This is a genomic window from Duganella vulcania, assembly GCF_009857655.1.
GTDB classification, from domain to species: domain Bacteria; phylum Pseudomonadota; class Gammaproteobacteria; order Burkholderiales; family Burkholderiaceae_D; genus Rugamonas; species Rugamonas vulcania.
The window spans coordinates 51,433-67,349 of the sequence record NZ_WWCX01000021.1 but is presented as its reverse complement, the minus strand read 5'-3'; the positions used below and the strand labels follow the sequence as shown (position 1 = coordinate 67,349).

Genomic DNA, 15,917 nt, shown 5'->3' with positions numbered 1-15,917 from the left:
TGGTAGAGGATCATGGTTTACTCCGCAATGCGCTTCAGCCATGCCACGTAGGTTGGGTCGGCGTCGGCAGGCAGGTTCTGGATGAATTTCTCGAGCTCGTCCGTCATGCCGAACAGTGCCCACGCAAACGGCGCCACGCGGGAAGCTACGCTGTTCGCCGGCCCGGTGTCACGCAGCAGCGCCAGGCTGCGCTCCTTGTATTCCGGCAGCACGTCCGACTGGTAGCCGCGCGCCTTGCCGAGGGTGGAGAGGTACATCAGCTTTGGAACATCGGCCGTGGACCAGTGCAGCGCGATGGCGAGCGGCCAGTCGAGCATGGAGCGTTCGCCCCACATCATGGATTTTGGCATATGTCCGCTGGCCAGCAAGTGCAGCATGAAGGACTGGTCCAGCTCGGTCAAATAAGCCCCCATGACTTCGAATGTGGGGCGCTGGTAGAACGCGTCCAGCGGCTGCTCGCGCTTGTGGCCGATGTGCGCCAGCAGGCGTTCTTCCAACGACAGCACCAGGGCGCTCAATTCGTCTTCCGTTGCGCTGCCGCGTTCGCTCACCTGTTCAGTTCGCGTGCCGCAATCCCACAGGTGCAGGGCGATGGTCCAGCGGGCGGACTTGCCTTCGCCTGTGCAGCCGACTTCGCCGGTGATGATATATTTCGTCCCCGCCGGCACGATGTCGAACAATGCCTGGGCGTCGTTTTCGGTGCCCGACAGGACCGGGCCGTTGCCCTCTATGATCAGGATGTTGCAGCTGGCGGCGTAATCGCTCCAGTAGTGCGCGGCTTCCGTGAGGTACAGGGGAATCGCGCGGGATTCGCGTCCCCAATCGTCTTCGCGTTGGGATTCGGCTGGTGCGGTTCCGTCGGTGATTTTTGTGAGCGCGAAGAAGCAGATTCCCGGTGCGCTGTCGGGCTTCGTCGCGAACAGCCAGTCCGCATCGCGCAGGCCATATTGCCAGATCGGCCGGGTCAAGGAGATGTGGGCGACTTCCAGGTTCGCTTCGTCCAGGGGCGTGGAGTGCGCGGCTTGCGCGCGCATCCGATCAAACACTTCGGCGAACTGATCCAGGTGCTGCTTGATGGGCGGGAAACCCAGCGCGACCATGCGGTTGAGCAGCGCCACGCCCTCCTCCACCTTGCCAAGTTCCTGGCAGGCGCGCAGCAGGTTGAGGCCGGCCATCGGATCGTGGTGATGCTCGTCGAAGGCCGGAGCGATCAGTTCCAATATCAGCGGGATTTGTCCGCTGCTGCCCATGTCGCTGGACATCATCGTCAACGCGCTGCGGTCATATCGGCCGCCTTGCAGTACTTGCTCGTACAGCGCGCGCGCCGCCGCGAATTCCTCTTTTTCCAGATGATGACGGGCCAGCCACAATTGCGGGCACCAGCTGCCCGGCAAGGCGGCGGCGGTTTGCAGCGCTTTCAGATAGGCCGGCTCGCCATCGCGCTCCCGCTGGATCGACGCCCACCACATCAAGCCGTTTTCCTGGTTCGGATCGGCCTGGACCGCGCGCCACAGCGTTTCATCCGCCAGCGCCTCGTCGCCCCGCTCGGCCTGTACCTTGGCCAGATTGGTCAGCAGCGTGCCGGATTCGCCGACCTTCTCGATGCCGGCGCGCAGCGTGGCTTCGGCCGCGTCGAACTGGCCGTTCTTCAACAGCACGATGCCCAGCATGGTATGGCCGCGTTCGGGCATGGTCTCGATTTCCAGCAAGCGCTGCGCGGCACGCTGCAGATCGGCCGGGAAGCCGTCGTCGAGGCTGGAGAATATCAATCGGTAGAGTTCGTCGGGTTCGTTCCAATTCTGCTTCAGGCTAGGCAGGAATATCCTGTCGTGCCACTCGTTGCGCGTGATGTTCAGTTCGTGTCCGTAGACGTCATAGACGGTGATCATTTCCTTGCCGCCCGGGCGGACTTCCGTCACTGGAGGGGAGTCGGAAGCTTCGGTTTTTTTACCGGACAGGGCGGACAGGAGGCGCTTGAACATGGAGGGCGATTCTTGAGTGGAGTCTTGGCCGCATTATAGGAAAGTCAACAACTCGACGTCTATCGAATTCTCGCAACCGTGCGGCGACCGGCGTGGCGATGACCGCGTCCGTTTGATATTGGAGCGCGGTGGCGAGGCGCGCCTGTGGCTGGCGGAGCAAAGTGCCTACGATGTCTGGCAAGCCGAGCAACGCTTCCTGCAAAACCCCATGCAGGTTCAGCCCGCGCCCTTGGCGGCCTGAACCTCGAGTTGCTTATTTCCCGATACAGAAACGGGAGAAGATCACACCCAGCAGGTCGTCCGACGAGAAGGCGCCGGTGATGCTGGACAGCTGCACCTGCGCCAAGCGCAGCTCTTCCGCGAACAGGTCCAGCGACTGGTCGTTCTGCGCCGCGTGCTCGCCGGCGCGCGCCAGGTGGGCGCCGGCGTTCTTCAGCGCGATCAGGTGACGCTCGCGCGCCAGGTACAGCGATTCGCCGGTCTGCTGCCAGCCGGCGATGCGCAGCAGCTCGGCGCGCAGCAAGTCGATGCCGATGTGCTCGTGCGCCGACAGGTAGACGTGCGTGGCATCCTCCATCGGATCGACGCCAGGCTTGTGGCCCGACAGATCGATCTTGTTCCAGATGCACAGCACCGGCACGCCGGCCGGGAAGGCGGCGACGATGCCTTCGTCCGCGCGCGACGGGCCGTGGTCGGCGTCCAGCAGGTGCAGGATGACGTCGGCCTTGCCGACTTCGCCCCAGGTGCGCTCGATGCCGATGCGCTCGACCACGTCCACCCCCTCGTCGATCGCGCGGATGCCGGCGGTGTCGATGATGTTTAGAGGTATACCTTCAATCTGGATGGTCTCGGTGACTTTGTCGCGCGTGGTGCCGGCGATCGGCGTGACGATGGCCACGTCCGTGCCCGCCAGCGCGTTCAGCAGCGACGATTTGCCGACGTTGGGCTGGCCGACCAGCACCACGTTCAAGCCCTCGCGCAGCAGCGCGCCTTGCGACGCCTGCTTGAACACCTGCTCCAACGCCTCGACGATGCCTGCCAGCTGGCCGCGCGCGTCGGATTTTTCCAGGAAGTCGATCTCCTCTTCCGGGAAGTCCAGCGTGGCCTCGACCAGCATGCGCAGGCCGGTCACGCCGTCCACCAGCGCGTTGACCGTCTTCGAGAACGCGCCCGACAGCGATTGCGACGCCGACTTGGCCGCGGCTTCGGTGGAGGCGTCGATCAGGTCGGCCACGGCCTCGGCCTGCGCCAGGTCGAGCTTGTCGTTGAGGTAGGCGCGGCGCGTGAACTCGCCCGGCTCGGCCAGCCGCAGGCCCATCTCGGCGCCCGCCTCCAGCACGCGCGCCAGCAACAGCTGCAGCACGATGGGGCCGCCGTGGCCCTGCAGTTCCAGCACGTCTTCCCCGGTGTAGGAATGCGGGCCCTTGAACCAGATGGCGATGCCCTGGTCGATCAGCGCGCCGTCGGCCTGCTTGAACGGGATGTAGGTGGCGTGGCGCGGCTGCAAAGCGGTGGCGCCGAACAGCGCGGTGATCAGCGGCTGCAGGTTCTTGCCGGAGGCGCGGACCACGCCGATGCCGCCGCGTCCCGGTGCGGTGGCGATGGCGGCGATGGGGGAAGAGTCGATATTCATAAGGGGAATTGTAAGGTAAAAAAAAGCCCGCGATTAACACGGGCTTTTCTGCAACATCAGCTGGCGATCAGGAGTTGGCGGCCGCAGGCGGCGCGAACTTCTTGGAGATCACGTACTGCTGGCCGATCGACAGCACGTTGTTCACGACCCAGTACAGCACCAGGCCGGACGGGAAGAAGAAGAACATGACCGAGAACGCCAGCGGCATGAACAGCATCATCTTCGCTTGCATCGGATCGGCTGGAGCCGGGTTCAGCTTGGTGGTGATGTACATCGAGATCGCGTACAGCACTGGCAGGATGTACCAAGGATCTGGCGCGGCCAGGTTGGTGATCCAGCCGATCCACGGCGCGCCGCGAATCTCGACCGACGCCTGCAGCACCCAGTACAGGGCGATGAAGACCGGCATCTGCACCAGGATAGGCAGGCAGCCGCCCAGGGGGTTGATCTTCTCGGCCTTGTACAGTTCCATGGTGGCCTGGTTCATCTTGGCCGGATCGCCTTTGTAGCGCTCGCGGATCGCCTGCATCTTCGGCGTGACCAGCTTGACCTTGGCCATGCTGCGGTAGCCGGCGGCCGACAGCGGGAAGAACGCCAGCTTGATCAGGATGGTGAAGGCGATGATGGTCCAGCCCCAGTTGCCCAGCACCTGGTGGATGTGGTCCATGACCCAGAAGATCGGCTTGGCGATAATGGTCAGCCAGCCATAGTCCTTGACCAGTTCCAGGCCAGGGGTGACCTGCTCCAGCAGCTTCGATTGCTGCGGGCCGGAGTACAGGCGCGCGTCGTTGCTGACGGTGGCGCCCGGCGCCAGCGTGCCAAGCTGCTGGATGGTGCCGATCGCGTACTGGTTGGTCGTCACTTTCTTGGTGAAGATGGTGCGCGCCAGCTTGTCCTGCGGGACGAAGGCCGAGACGAAGAAGTGCTGCGAGATCGCGAACCAGCCGTTGTCGGCCTTGGTCGGGTGATCCTGCACGGCGTCCTTGCCGGTCTTGGCGGCTTCGGCGGCTTCTTTTTCCAGCGTCTCGAACTTCAGCTTCTTGTAGTGGTCTTCGGCGGTGTACAGCGTCGGGCCGGTGTAGCTGCTGTTGAAGTAGGAGTCGCCAGCCGGCTTGTTGCCGTCGTGGACCAGCTGCAGGTACAGCTCAGGCTTGACCGGAGCGGCGCCGACGTTGGTCACGTCGTGGCGCACGTCGATGGTGTAGTCGCCGCGCTTGAAGGTGAAGGTCTTGGTCAGCTTGACGCCGGCCGATTCCGCTTCCAGCACCAGTTGCACCTGGTTGCCGTCGCCCAGCATGCGCGGGCCTGGCTTGGCCACGAAGCCGGTCTGGTGGTTCGGCAGGCCGGGCGCGCCGATCAGGCCGGTTTGGGCCAGATAGGTCTTGCCGGTGCCGGCGTCCACGTCGAACAGCACCTGGTTCTTGGTCGGGTCCACGCCGTCCTTGAACTTCAGCAGTTCCAGGCGCTTGATGGTGCCGCCCAGGGTGTCGACGTCGACACGGAACAGGTCGGTGGTGACGGTGATGCGCTCACTCTTGAACGGCTCGGCCGCAGCGGGCGCGCCCGGCAGTGCGGCGGCGCCGGCAGCCGCAGTCGCGGAGGCGGCCGGCAGTTCGGATTTCTTCGCTTCCGCGGCCTTGGCGGTTTGCGCCGGGGCGGGAGCAAACATGGAAGGCTTGCCTGTCGAGACCATCCAGTTGTTCCAGAGAACTACCAGCGACACGGCAAACACGATCCACAGGATGGTACGTTTATTGATATCCATTAGGCTATTTGTCAGGAGTGGTTGCAACCGCAAGCGGTCGTAGAGGAATTCGTCTTTTTGTCACCCGGAGGCCCCAAGGGGACCGGATCATGCCCGCCCGGATTCCACGGATGGCAGCGGCACACGCGCTTGACCGCCAGCAGGCTGCCCTTCGCGGCGCCATGCACCTGCAACGCTTCCAGCGCGTAGTTCGAGCAGCTCGGATGAAAGCGGCAGCTCGGCGTCATCAGCGGGCTGATGGCCAGCTGGTAAAAGCGCAGCAGCAAGCGTAGCAGAGTTTTCATGGGGCCTCAGATGGAGGCGGCGGCGCCGAAGGCAAGGCCGGTTTGGGCGGCCTGGCCGTCTTGGCCTGCGCGAACAGACGTGCCAGTTCCACCCGCAAAGCCGCTTTCAGCTTGGCAGTGGTGGCCGGCCCGTCCTTGCTGTTGACCGGCTTGGCCAGGCGGATCAGGCAATCGATCGCAGGCAGGCTGGTCTGGCGGAACAGTTCGCGGGTGACGCGCTTGATCGTGTTGCGCGTGACGGCGCGCGGCGCAAATCGCTTGGCCACAACGACGCCCAGCCGCGCATGCGGCAATTCATTCAGACGGGTGTAAAGCACAAAGTGCGCGCTTTTTTGGGTAGGGCGCAAACGAAAAACGGATGAAAATTCATCCGTTTTAACGATACGCCGAACGCGCGCGAAGTCGTGTGAACCTTCGCCTGTCGAGCCGCTTGAAATACAGCTTTCCACGCGATCAGCTAACAAGCAGTTGGCTTATACAGCCAGACGCTTGCGGCCTTTGGCGCGACGTGCGTTGAGCACTTGACGGCCACCACGGGTAGCCATACGTGCGCGGAAGCCGTGGGTACGCTTACGGCGTACAACGGAAGGTTGGTAAGTACGTTTCATGTTGGTCTCGCTAAAAGCAGAAAAAAATGCAAAATCGGGTTGTGGCCCCGTCAGTTTTTGGTGCCAATGACACTTCGCGCACCCATGCCAACGCTACCGGCACAAGCTGGGTCCATCTCATCGCCCGCTAAATCCACGCTTACTCCATATTGACGTTCATGTGAATAAACTAGGAATACGGGCGGGGAACCCTGAATTATCAACATTTAGCTCCCGCTTGTCAACAACTGATGGCCTCCGGCGGCCGCCGTTCGGCCGCCCGGACTGCGAAAATAAGCGTCGTGCCTGTGGATAACTTGCGCCGGCGAGAGTAGAATAGCGCGTTACGTGTGGCGAACCCAGGTTCACCGACACCCTGATCAGCAGTAAAGAATAGATAAAGATTCATGGAAAATTTTTGGCAGACCTGCTCCGCCCAGCTGGAGCTGGAGCTGACGCCGCAACAGTTCAGCGCGTGGATAAAACCGCTCATCCCCCTCGACTACGAGGCGGGCAAGCTGCGTGTGGCCGCGCCCAACCGGTTCAAGCTGGACTGGGTCAAGACCCAGTTCGCCAGCCGCATCACCGCGCTGGCGTGCCAGTACTGGGAAGCGCCGACCGAGGTGCAGTTCGTGCTCGACCCGCGTCTGGCGCTGCCGAAAAAACCGGCCACCGTGGTGCCCGCTCCCGACTACAACGACGGCGCGCCGAACGGCAACGCCCGCGCGAACGATCCGGTGCCGTCGGTGCCCGAGCTGCCGGCCTCGGCCGCGCCACGCCGCGAGCAGAGCCGCATCAACACCGACCTCACCTTCGACAGCTTCGTCACCGGTAAGGCCAACCAGCTGGCGCGCGCCGCCGCGATCCAGGTGGCCAACAATCCGGGCGTGTCGTACAACCCGCTGTTCTTCTACGGCGGCGTCGGCCTGGGTAAGACCCACTTGATCCACGCGATCGGCAACCAGGTGATGGCCGACCAGCCAGGCGCCAAGATCCGCTACATCCACGCCGAGCAGTACGTGCGCGACGTGGTGACGGCCTACCAGCGCAAGGGCTTCGACGACTTCAAGCACTACTATCACTCGCTCGACATGCTGCTGATCGATGATATTCAATTCTTCGGCGGCAAGAGCCGCACGCAGGAAGAGTTCTTCTATGCGTTCGAAGCGCTGATCGCGGCCAAGAAGCAGATCATCATCACCTCGGATACCTATCCGAAGGAAATCACCGGCATGGACGACCGCCTGATCTCGCGCTTCGATTCCGGCCTGACGGTGGCGATCGAGCCGCCCGAGCTGGAGATGCGCGTGGCGATTCTGCTCAAGAAGGCCAAGCAGGAAGGCGTGACCTTCTCGGACGACGTCGCCTTCTTCGTGGCCAAGCACCTGCGCTCCAACGTGCGCGAGCTGGAAGGCGCGCTGCGCAAGATCCTGGCGTACTCGCGCTTCCACGGCAAGGACATCACGATCGACATCGTCAAGGAAGCGCTGAAGGATCTGCTGTCGGTGCAGAACCGGCAGATCTCGGTGGAAAACATCCAGAAGACGGTGGCGGACTTCTTCAACATCAAGGTGGCCGACATGTACTCCAAGCGTCGCCCGGCCAATATCGCGCGGCCGCGCCAGATCGCGATGTACCTGGCCAAGGAGCTGACGCAGAAGAGCCTGCCCGAGATCGGCGAACTGTTCGGCGGCCGCGACCACACGACCGTGCTGCACGCCGTGCGCAAGATCGCGCTGGACCGCACCAAGAACCCGGAATGCAACCACGAGCTGCACGTGCTGGAGCAAACGCTGAAAGGCTAGCCGGACGATAGGAATGCCTTTATGATCTAGGCAAAAAAGCACGGCTGCTCACAAGGCAATATAGTTATAAAAATATCGTTTAATCTTTACTATTGAGGATAATCTATGCAATTGGTCAAAACCACCCGAGATACCCTTCTCCGGCCACTGCAGATCGTGAGCGGTATTGTCGAGCGTCGGCACACTATGCCGATTCTGGCCAATATCCTCATCCGCAAAGAGGGCGAGAGCGTATCCTTCCTGTCGACCGACACGGAAGTCCAGATCACCACCAACGCCGACATCGGCTCCGGCAGCGAAGTGACCGGCACCACCGTGGCCGCGCGCAAGCTGCTCGACATCCTGCGCGCGCTGCCTGAATCGGGCGACGTGACGATGACCTTGCTGAACAAGCGCCTGACGGTCCAGACCGGCAAATCGCGCTTCGCGCTGCAGACCCTGGCCGCCGAGGAATTCCCGACCGTGCAGCAGGCCGACAGCTACAGCGCCTCCGTCACGCTGCCGCAAAAGACCCTGAAGCACCTGTTCAACATGGTGCACTTCTCGATGGCCCAGCAGGACATCCGCTACTACCTGAACGGCCTGCTGCTGGTCCTGGACGGCAAGAACGTGATCGCCGTGGCCACCGACGGCCACCGCCTGGCCTTCTGCCAGGTCGAGACCGAGCAATCGTTCGAGCGCCAGGAAGTGATCATCCCGCGCAAGACCATCATCGAACTGCAGCGCCTGCTGGAAGAGAACGACGAGACCGTGCAGCTGGACATCGCCGCCAACCAGGTCAAGCTGACCTTTGCCGACATCGAGCTGATCTCCAAGCTGGTCGAGGGCAAGTTCCCCGACTACACGCGCGTGATCCCGAAAGGCTACAAGAACGAATTCACGATCGGCCGCGATGAGCTGCTGCGCTCGCTGCAACGCGCCGCCATCATGACCAGCGATAAGTTCAAGGGCGTGCGCTGCATCATCACGCCGGGCAGCATGAAGATCAGCTCGACCAACGCGGACCAGGAGGAAGCGGTGGAAGAACTGGAGATCGACTACGGCGGCGACAGCGTCGACATCGGCTTCAACGTGACCTACCTGCTGGACGTGTTGAACAACCTGAAGTGCGACCAGGTCAACGTCGCGCTGGGCGATTCGAACTCGTCCGCGCTGATCTCGATCCCGGACAATGCCGACTTCAAGTACGTCGTCATGCCGATGCGCATTTAACGCATCGCAGCTTAACCTTTGCAGCCGCCGTCAGAACACCAGTAATCGATAACAGAGAAAGCAGCACATGTCCGCCATCCCAGAAGAGAATCCAGTCCCAGTACCGGCCAAAACCGAAGAATACGGCGCAGCATCGATCCAGATCCTCGAAGGTCTGGAAGCCGTCCGCAAACGACCGGGCATGTACATCGGCGACACCTCGGACGGCACCGGCCTGCACCACCTGGTGTTCGAAGTGCTGGACAACTCCATCGACGAATCGCTGGCCGGCCACTGCACGGAAATCCACGTCACCATCCACTCGGACAACTCGATCTCGATCACCGACAACGGCCGCGGCGTGCCGACCGGCCTGAAGATGGACGACAAGCACGATCCGAAGCGCTCCGCCGCCGAGATCGTCATGACCGAGCTGCACGCCGGCGGCAAGTTCGACCAGAACTCGTACAAGGTGTCGGGCGGTTTGCACGGCGTGGGCGTCTCGTGCGTGAACGCGCTGTCGAAAACCCTGAAGCTGACCATCCGCCGCGACGGCAAGGTCCACTTCATGGAATTCGCGCGCGGCGTGCCGGTCAACCGCGAACTGGAAACGCGCGACGGCGTGGCCGTCTCGCCGATCAAGGTCATCGGCGAAACCGACAAGCGCGGCACCGACGTGCACTTCTGGGCCGACGAGACCATCTTCGGCCACGTCGAATTCCACTACGAGATCCTGGCCAAGCGCATCCGCGAACTGTCGTTCCTGAATAACGGCGTCAACATCAAGCTGACCGACCAGCGCACCGGCAAGGAAGAGATCTTCGCGTTCGAAGGCGGCACCCGCGGCTTCGTCGAGTACATCAACAAAGCCAAGACCGTGCTGCACCCGACCGTGTTCCAGGCCACCGGCGAGCGTTTGTCGGACCAGGGCACCAACATCTCGGTGGACGTGTCGATGCAGTGGAACGACGCCTACAACGAACAGGTGCTGTGCTTCACCAACAACATCCCGCAGCGCGACGGCGGCACCCACCTGACCGGCCTGCGCGCCGCGATGACCCGCGTCATCAACAAGTACATCGACGAGCAGGAATTCGCCAAGAAGGCCAAGGTGGAAATCTCCGGCGACGACATGCGCGAAGGCTTGACCTGCGTGCTGTCGGTCAAGGTGCCTGAGCCGAAGTTCTCGTCGCAGACCAAGGACAAGCTGGTCTCGTCCGAAGTGCGCGGCCCGGTCGAAGAGATCGTCGCCAAGACGCTGGCCGACTACCTGCAGGAAAAGCCGAACGACGCCAAGATCATCTGCGGCAAGATCGTCGAAGCGGCGCGCGCGCGCGAAGCGGCCCGCAAGGCCCGCGACCTGACCCGCCGCAAAGGCGTGATGGACGGCCTGGGCCTGTCGGCCAAGCTGGCCGACTGCCAGGAAAAAGATCCGGCGCTGTGCGAACTGTACATCGTCGAGGGTGACTCCGCAGGCGGCTCCGCCAAGCAGGGCCGCGACCGCAAGTTCCAGGCGATCCTGCCGCTGCGAGGCAAGGTGCTGAACGTGGAAAAGGCGCGCTTCGAGAAGATGCTGTCGTCGGAACAGATCACCACGCTGATCGCCACGCTGGGCACGTCGATCGGCCCGGACGAATTCAACGTCGAGAAGCTGCGCTACCACCGCATCATCATCATGACCGATGCGGACGTCGACGGCGCCCACATCCGCACGCTGCTGCTGACGCTGTTCTATCGCCAGATGCCGCAACTGGTCGAGCGCGGCCACATCTACATCGCGCAACCGCCGCTGTACAAGGTCAAGGCCGGCCGCGACGAGCGCTACCTGAAGGATGACGCGGAAGAAGCAAGCTACATGATGAACGTGGCGCTGAACACCGCCGCGCTGATGCCGCGCGAAGGCGCCGATCCTATCGTCGGCGAACCGCTGGCCGAGCTGGTGCGCCAGTTCAACCTGGCCAACATCATCATGATGCGTTTGACGCGCGTGATCGACCGTGCGGCGCTGACCGCCATCATGACCGGCGTGACCCTGAACCTGGATACGCTGGAGCAGGCCGAGGCATCGGCGCGCGCGCTGGTGGCGGAGATCAACGATATCAGCGTGAAGGTGACGGTGATATCGGATGAGCTGTCCGAGAAACACGCGCTGCGCATCGAGCGTATGCATCACGGTAACGTGAAGGTCAGCGCGATCGACGCGGACTTCGTGCAGGGCGCGGATTACGGCGTGCTGGCCAGCGCGGCAGCCACGTTCAAGGGCCTGATCGGCGAAGGCGCTTACGTGCGCCGCGGCGAAGGGGAGCGCACCAAGGAATCGGCCGTGGTGGACTTCCACCAGGCGATGGAGTGGCTGCGCGATGAGGCGGAACGTGTGGTGTCTAAGCAGCGCTACAAAGGTCTGGGTGAGATGAACCCGGATCAGCTGTGGGAGACCACCATGGATCCGACCGTTCGTCGTCTGCTGAAGGTGCAGATCGAGGATGCGATTGCTGCGGATCAGATCTTTACTACGCTGATGGGTGATGATGTGGAGCCGCGTCGTGCGTTCATTGAGAACAATGCTCTGCGCGCTGGCAATATCGACGTCTAAGATTTGTCGCTAAAGAATTGAAAAACGGCCTTCGGGCCGTTTTTTTTTGCATTCTCAAAAAGATAACTACCTTTCGACAATATTTCGTAGAAATTAATAGTATGATTCGTGAGAGGAATATTTAAAAACTCACAACAAGGGTCTTCATGGAATTCTATTGGGTTAACCTAGGTACAACTCACAAGGCGGTAGTAGATCAACGCTTTTTGTGGGCACCGCTTAGCCCCATAGGTGACCATGGTCGAGTAGTTACAAGACTTCACTGGGACAACGTCGGCCATGTCGTCAAGGGAGATCTCATCTTCTGCTGCTATGATCAACGAATCAGTTTCCTAGCTATTGCGCGCACCGATTCCTACCGCGGCACCCGCCCGCTGAACGCATCCTTCAACGAATGGGATTCAATTGGAAATCGAGTTGACGTAGACATCATCGAAATTGACAGAAGAATTCATCGGAACGAAATTTCCTCAGAATTTATCGAACGTTTCGATAAGCGTACTGAGCCGTCTGTCTTCAACAACAAAGCCACGTTGAACCAAATTTACATGGCTCGTCTGCCGGCAGATGCGGGCCTATTTTTGCTAGAGACGGTTCATCAAGCAGGATTATTTGAACAAGCCGCGATCGAATCCGGTGAAGCATCTCAGCAACGAATTTCCCAGACAACTCGCGAGGCATTGGTACAAGCCCGAATTGGACAAGGCAAATTTAGAGCGGATCTCATCCAGCGCTGGAACGGTAGGTGTGCGTTGACGGGGCTATCGAATATTAACTTAATGGTCGCGTCGCATATAGACGCTTGGGCTCTATGCGACAATCAAGCGCGATTGGATCCTGACAACGGCTTACTACTTGCCCCGCATATTGACAGGCTTTTTGATAGAGGGCTCATCACCTTCGAAGCTGACGGCAGACTTCAAATGAGCGGTAATCTGGACGACGAAGCCCGGTACATTTTTGCGCTCGACAGATTTCGCGGAATCGAAACCCTTACATCAGGAAATCTTGCCTATCTTGCGAAACACCGCGCAAGATTCGAATTCTCATAGCGAAAAAGTGTCGACGTACGTCTGCTGGTAAATACGACCCACTAATCAATCCTCTGCGTAGAACGTCAGACCTGGAACCGTGCCAACGAGAGCTTCCGCTGTAGCATAAAAAACCTTTCCCAATGCTTGTAAACACGGAGCGATTTCAACAACCGCGCCAGTCCTGTATGCACCAGCCGATGTGCAATCAACTCGACCGGCGAGAGCCAACAACTCGGTCTCGTATTCATGCAAAAACAACTCTGACGTTGAGCCGCCCTCTTGCACGTAGACGTATGACGGTGCTGATTTTTTCTTCAACAACGCAGCACCTTCTTGATCAACCGTGATACGTGCTTGCCCTCCTGGCATGCACTCGTATTGGATCGTTCCTTTCGAAGTCATGACATAGAGAGCGACGGCGATCGCGTCGTCCTGGTTTAAAAATATCTTTGACACAGAGGTCTTGGTCATCGGTCGCTCCTGATATGGGCCGAGAAAGAAGGATATGTGCGGAGCCGCACTATCGTAGGCAGCCTTCGCTTAGGTGCGCGATACTACCGCGTCAACCTGCCCACATCAGCTACTACTTACCTTGAAGGGCAAAGCTAGTAAGACCTCCGCTTAGCTAGAAATATCCTTCACTTAACAGAAAAATGCAGGTCCGTAGACTACCTGTGCGTTAGCGGGTACATCGATCAAAAAAACGACCGATGTAAACAGTCTTTGTTTTGGCGAAGGGCTGAGTAGCATGAGCAGATATCGGCAACTTGTCTTCTCCAGCGGTCATCTGGTTGAGGCCCACCTTGGGACTGGCCATTGTACAACTTAACGATATAAACTATTTATAACATTAAACAAGTCAATGCGCTCTCAGCTCGTCGAGAATGTAGAGATAGTGGATGTAAGCGTCGCACCACACGAGGTCTTGTCGCCTTCATAGGCAACCGCCTTACCGTTCACCGTGTGCGTTGAACTGCCACTCGCGACTGTGCAATTCTGATGACCGTTGATGGGACAGCTGCATTTGTCGCCAACGACGACGACAGCCTTTCCCTCAACAGTAAAATGGCTGACACTGCTGCTAAGGACACTTCCGCCATGCGATGTTGGATCGCCGACGCGTATGACGTTCGGCATATCGCTCTCCTCAACCTTAGATGAACCCGTCACTGGCCATCTGTAGGGCGAACGCGAATGGATGCGGTGAGCTTGTCCCATATTGCGACTGCTTCGTCGTCACTTACGCTTGGCTTCGTCCCGCCTAAACGGTTCTCTTTGATTCCTGTATGAAACTCAACTTCAAGAACAGGTAACAATGAATTTTTAGGCTCGCCCTGACTCACAAATACGAACTCGTGCGACTCCCCTTCCTCTGCCTGCGCTGGCTTCCACGCTAGTATTTCAAAGCCGTGCCACTTGCCAATTACGCGTCCTCCCCGGCGAAGTGTTTTAATGTGTGAGTACCAGGCAGCGTTTCCCGAACGACTCGCTATCTCCTCAGCCTGCCTCAACCGAGGTTCCAACGCGTCGGACTCGACAAGAACATCTTTCTTTGTCACAGATACCGCGAGATGTACGTCAGGAAATTCGGCCAGTCTGACTCCTATATTTAACGCCTCGTAACCAGCGATGTTGGGATCACTGACAAATCCAGCCTCAATACAGACGCCGGGTTGTGTAGGAACTTCAAGTTCGTCTCTTGAACGAAGCGATGCTGCAATAGCGTTTAGTTCTCGCACCGTCTCATCCTTTCTTGAAGAAATCGGGTTCGCTTTTTGAATGAATAAATCACTATCCACTTTTATATACGAGTCAATTCTATAGATGCCACCACTTTCTTTACTAACGCCAAAGATTATCTTTTGATTTGGCACTGCTCCGTTCACTATCTTACCTACAGAAGAATCCTCATCGGCCAAGGGGCCGATCGCCCAATCCTTCTCCTCAGCCAATTCGCTCAGCCGCTCTGCTACGATCTTATCAATACTATTGCCTTTACCTGGATAGGCGATGATCGGCCAAGGAAGAGACGTCGGGCCGTAGACCACTTCGGATTTCTGCGGTACATCTATCAAAAACCTGCCCACGCAAATCGTCTTTGTCTCTGTGAAGAGCCGTTTGACGCGAGCAGATATCGGCAGCACGTCAGTCTTACGAGCATTCTGATCGGGGTCAGCACTGAGGTCCAATGAGAATGCCGCTACTGTCGTGGCTAAAATCACATAGCGGTACCGAAATGCATGGATTTTAAGCATGCTCGCTCCAAAGTTACCGGCAAGCTCCCACTATGGGGATTCGACGGTCATCCAATATTGAACATCCAATGGCTACATTGAAGAAATCAGCAAGGCACCACAGGCCGCCTTATCTCCATCATATGCGACCGCCTTTCCATGATGGTGGCGTTCGCTTTCAGAAGGTTGGATAGGGAAGGTTGCTGAAAGGATCACCTTGGGCAATCAAACTGCTCTTTCTACATTTTCTGGCCAAATTGGCGGACAACAAGCCTGTCTTTACTTAAAGATATGCTCGTCATTTATTCTCTCAACACATTTTGTACCGCCGTTAATTCCTCACCGAACGTTTTGTAGCTGGAATTTTTTAGGAAATCTGCAGAAAAGAAGCGGCGCGAAAGCCACTTTTAATGCAGGTCTTTTAATACAGCAACCGAAATTGCCACAGCAATTGAAACATGGCGACTCGACATCTAAACTACTACTATCTGCGGATAACCTTCGTATCTTTCTCCTTCTCAAATTTGCCGATCAAGTATATCCACAAATAATATCCCGAAGACAATCTCCCTATGAAATATATCGACAGCGGGACAGAGAGTATGCTAATAAAAAAAAGTGTTCCGAATTCACCACTGATGCTAGTTATTAATTTTTGCAATGGGTAGCCAATTGAGGCGAGCGGAAATATTATTCCTATTGCCATAGCATAAACCCTTCTATTACCTTTTTTTTCCTTAAAGTCATAAATGTCCTTTATCTTATCCGGATCCACATAAGAAATATTTCCACAAACTTTTATCTGCTCT

Annotated in this window: 13 protein-coding genes; 4 read left to right on the top strand and 9 right to left on the bottom strand. The window is 58.7% G+C overall.

Features of this window, described 5'->3' with window-relative positions; translation table 11 throughout:
- Window positions 1-17: 17 nt before the first annotated feature.
- The 6 genes from GTP90_RS14515 to rpmH form a co-directional block, all read right to left on the bottom strand.
- On the bottom strand, window positions 18-1,982 hold the full coding sequence (locus GTP90_RS14515) for a tetratricopeptide repeat protein (protein ID WP_161084219.1): 1,965 nt from the start codon (window positions 1,980-1,982) through the stop codon (window positions 18-20).
- Window positions 1,983-2,235: 253 nt separating this feature from the next.
- Window positions 2,236-3,615 (bottom strand): tRNA uridine-5-carboxymethylaminomethyl(34) synthesis GTPase MnmE, encoded by a 1,380-nt coding sequence (gene mnmE, locus GTP90_RS14510; protein ID WP_161084218.1) that lies wholly within the window; start codon window positions 3,613-3,615, stop codon window positions 2,236-2,238.
- 67 nt (window positions 3,616-3,682) lie between these two features.
- Window positions 3,683-5,380: a membrane protein insertase YidC gene (gene yidC / locus GTP90_RS14505; RefSeq protein ID WP_161084217.1), complete on the bottom strand. Its 1,698-nt coding sequence runs from the start codon at window positions 5,378-5,380 to the stop codon at window positions 3,683-3,685.
- A gap of 11 nt (window positions 5,381-5,391) precedes the next feature.
- Window positions 5,392-5,664 (bottom strand): membrane protein insertion efficiency factor YidD, encoded by a 273-nt coding sequence (gene yidD, locus GTP90_RS14500; RefSeq protein ID WP_161084216.1) that lies wholly within the window; start codon window positions 5,662-5,664, stop codon window positions 5,392-5,394.
- Complete coding sequence (gene rnpA / locus GTP90_RS14495) at window positions 5,661-6,101, bottom strand: ribonuclease P protein component (protein ID WP_161084239.1); 441 nt, start codon at window positions 6,099-6,101, stop codon at window positions 5,661-5,663. Before rnpA ends, yidD begins: the two co-directional genes overlap by 4 nt.
- 36 nt (window positions 6,102-6,137) lie before the next feature.
- Window positions 6,138-6,272 (bottom strand): 50S ribosomal protein L34, encoded by a 135-nt coding sequence (gene rpmH / locus GTP90_RS14490; RefSeq protein ID WP_040378179.1) that lies wholly within the window; start codon window positions 6,270-6,272, stop codon window positions 6,138-6,140.
- A gap of 386 nt (window positions 6,273-6,658) precedes the next feature.
- On the opposite strand from rpmH, the gene dnaA reads away from it, so the two are divergent.
- The 4 genes from dnaA to GTP90_RS14470 all read left to right on the top strand — a co-directional run bounded on the left by dnaA (window position 6,659) and on the right by GTP90_RS14470 (window position 12,892).
- Window positions 6,659-8,056, top strand: coding sequence for a chromosomal replication initiator protein DnaA (dnaA, locus tag GTP90_RS14485; protein ID WP_117015706.1), 1,398 nt, complete (start codon window positions 6,659-6,661; stop codon window positions 8,054-8,056).
- A gap of 105 nt (window positions 8,057-8,161) precedes the next feature.
- Entirely contained in the window at window positions 8,162-9,268 is a 1,107-nt protein-coding gene (dnaN, locus tag GTP90_RS14480; protein WP_161084215.1) for a DNA polymerase III subunit beta, read from the top strand.
- A 67-nt stretch (window positions 9,269-9,335) separates the two neighbouring features.
- A complete protein-coding gene (gyrB, locus tag GTP90_RS14475) occupies window positions 9,336-11,840 on the top strand; it encodes a DNA topoisomerase (ATP-hydrolyzing) subunit B (RefSeq protein ID WP_161084214.1) in 2,505 nt (834 codons plus the stop codon).
- A 146-nt stretch (window positions 11,841-11,986) separates the two neighbouring features.
- Window positions 11,987-12,892, top strand: a complete 906-nt coding sequence (locus tag GTP90_RS14470) for an HNH endonuclease (protein WP_161084213.1) — start codon at window positions 11,987-11,989, stop codon at window positions 12,890-12,892.
- A gap of 45 nt (window positions 12,893-12,937) precedes the next feature.
- Here the strand turns inward: GTP90_RS14470 and GTP90_RS14465 are convergent, their stop codons facing one another.
- The 3 genes from GTP90_RS14465 to GTP90_RS14455 all read right to left on the bottom strand — a co-directional run bounded on the left by GTP90_RS14465 (window position 12,938) and on the right by GTP90_RS14455 (window position 15,129).
- A complete protein-coding gene (locus tag GTP90_RS14465; protein ID WP_161084212.1) occupies window positions 12,938-13,345 on the bottom strand; it encodes a hypothetical protein in 408 nt (135 codons plus the stop codon).
- Window positions 13,346-13,744: 399 nt separating this feature from the next.
- Complete coding sequence (locus GTP90_RS14460; RefSeq protein ID WP_161084211.1) at window positions 13,745-14,011, bottom strand: PAAR domain-containing protein; 267 nt, start codon at window positions 14,009-14,011, stop codon at window positions 13,745-13,747.
- Window positions 14,012-14,040: 29 nt separating this feature from the next.
- Window positions 14,041-15,129 carry a T6SS immunity protein Tli4 family protein gene (locus GTP90_RS14455; RefSeq protein WP_161084210.1) on the bottom strand — a complete coding sequence of 363 codons (1,089 nt, stop codon included), beginning with the start codon at window positions 15,127-15,129 and terminating at the stop codon, window positions 14,041-14,043.
- Window positions 15,130-15,917: the final 788 nt, after the last annotated feature.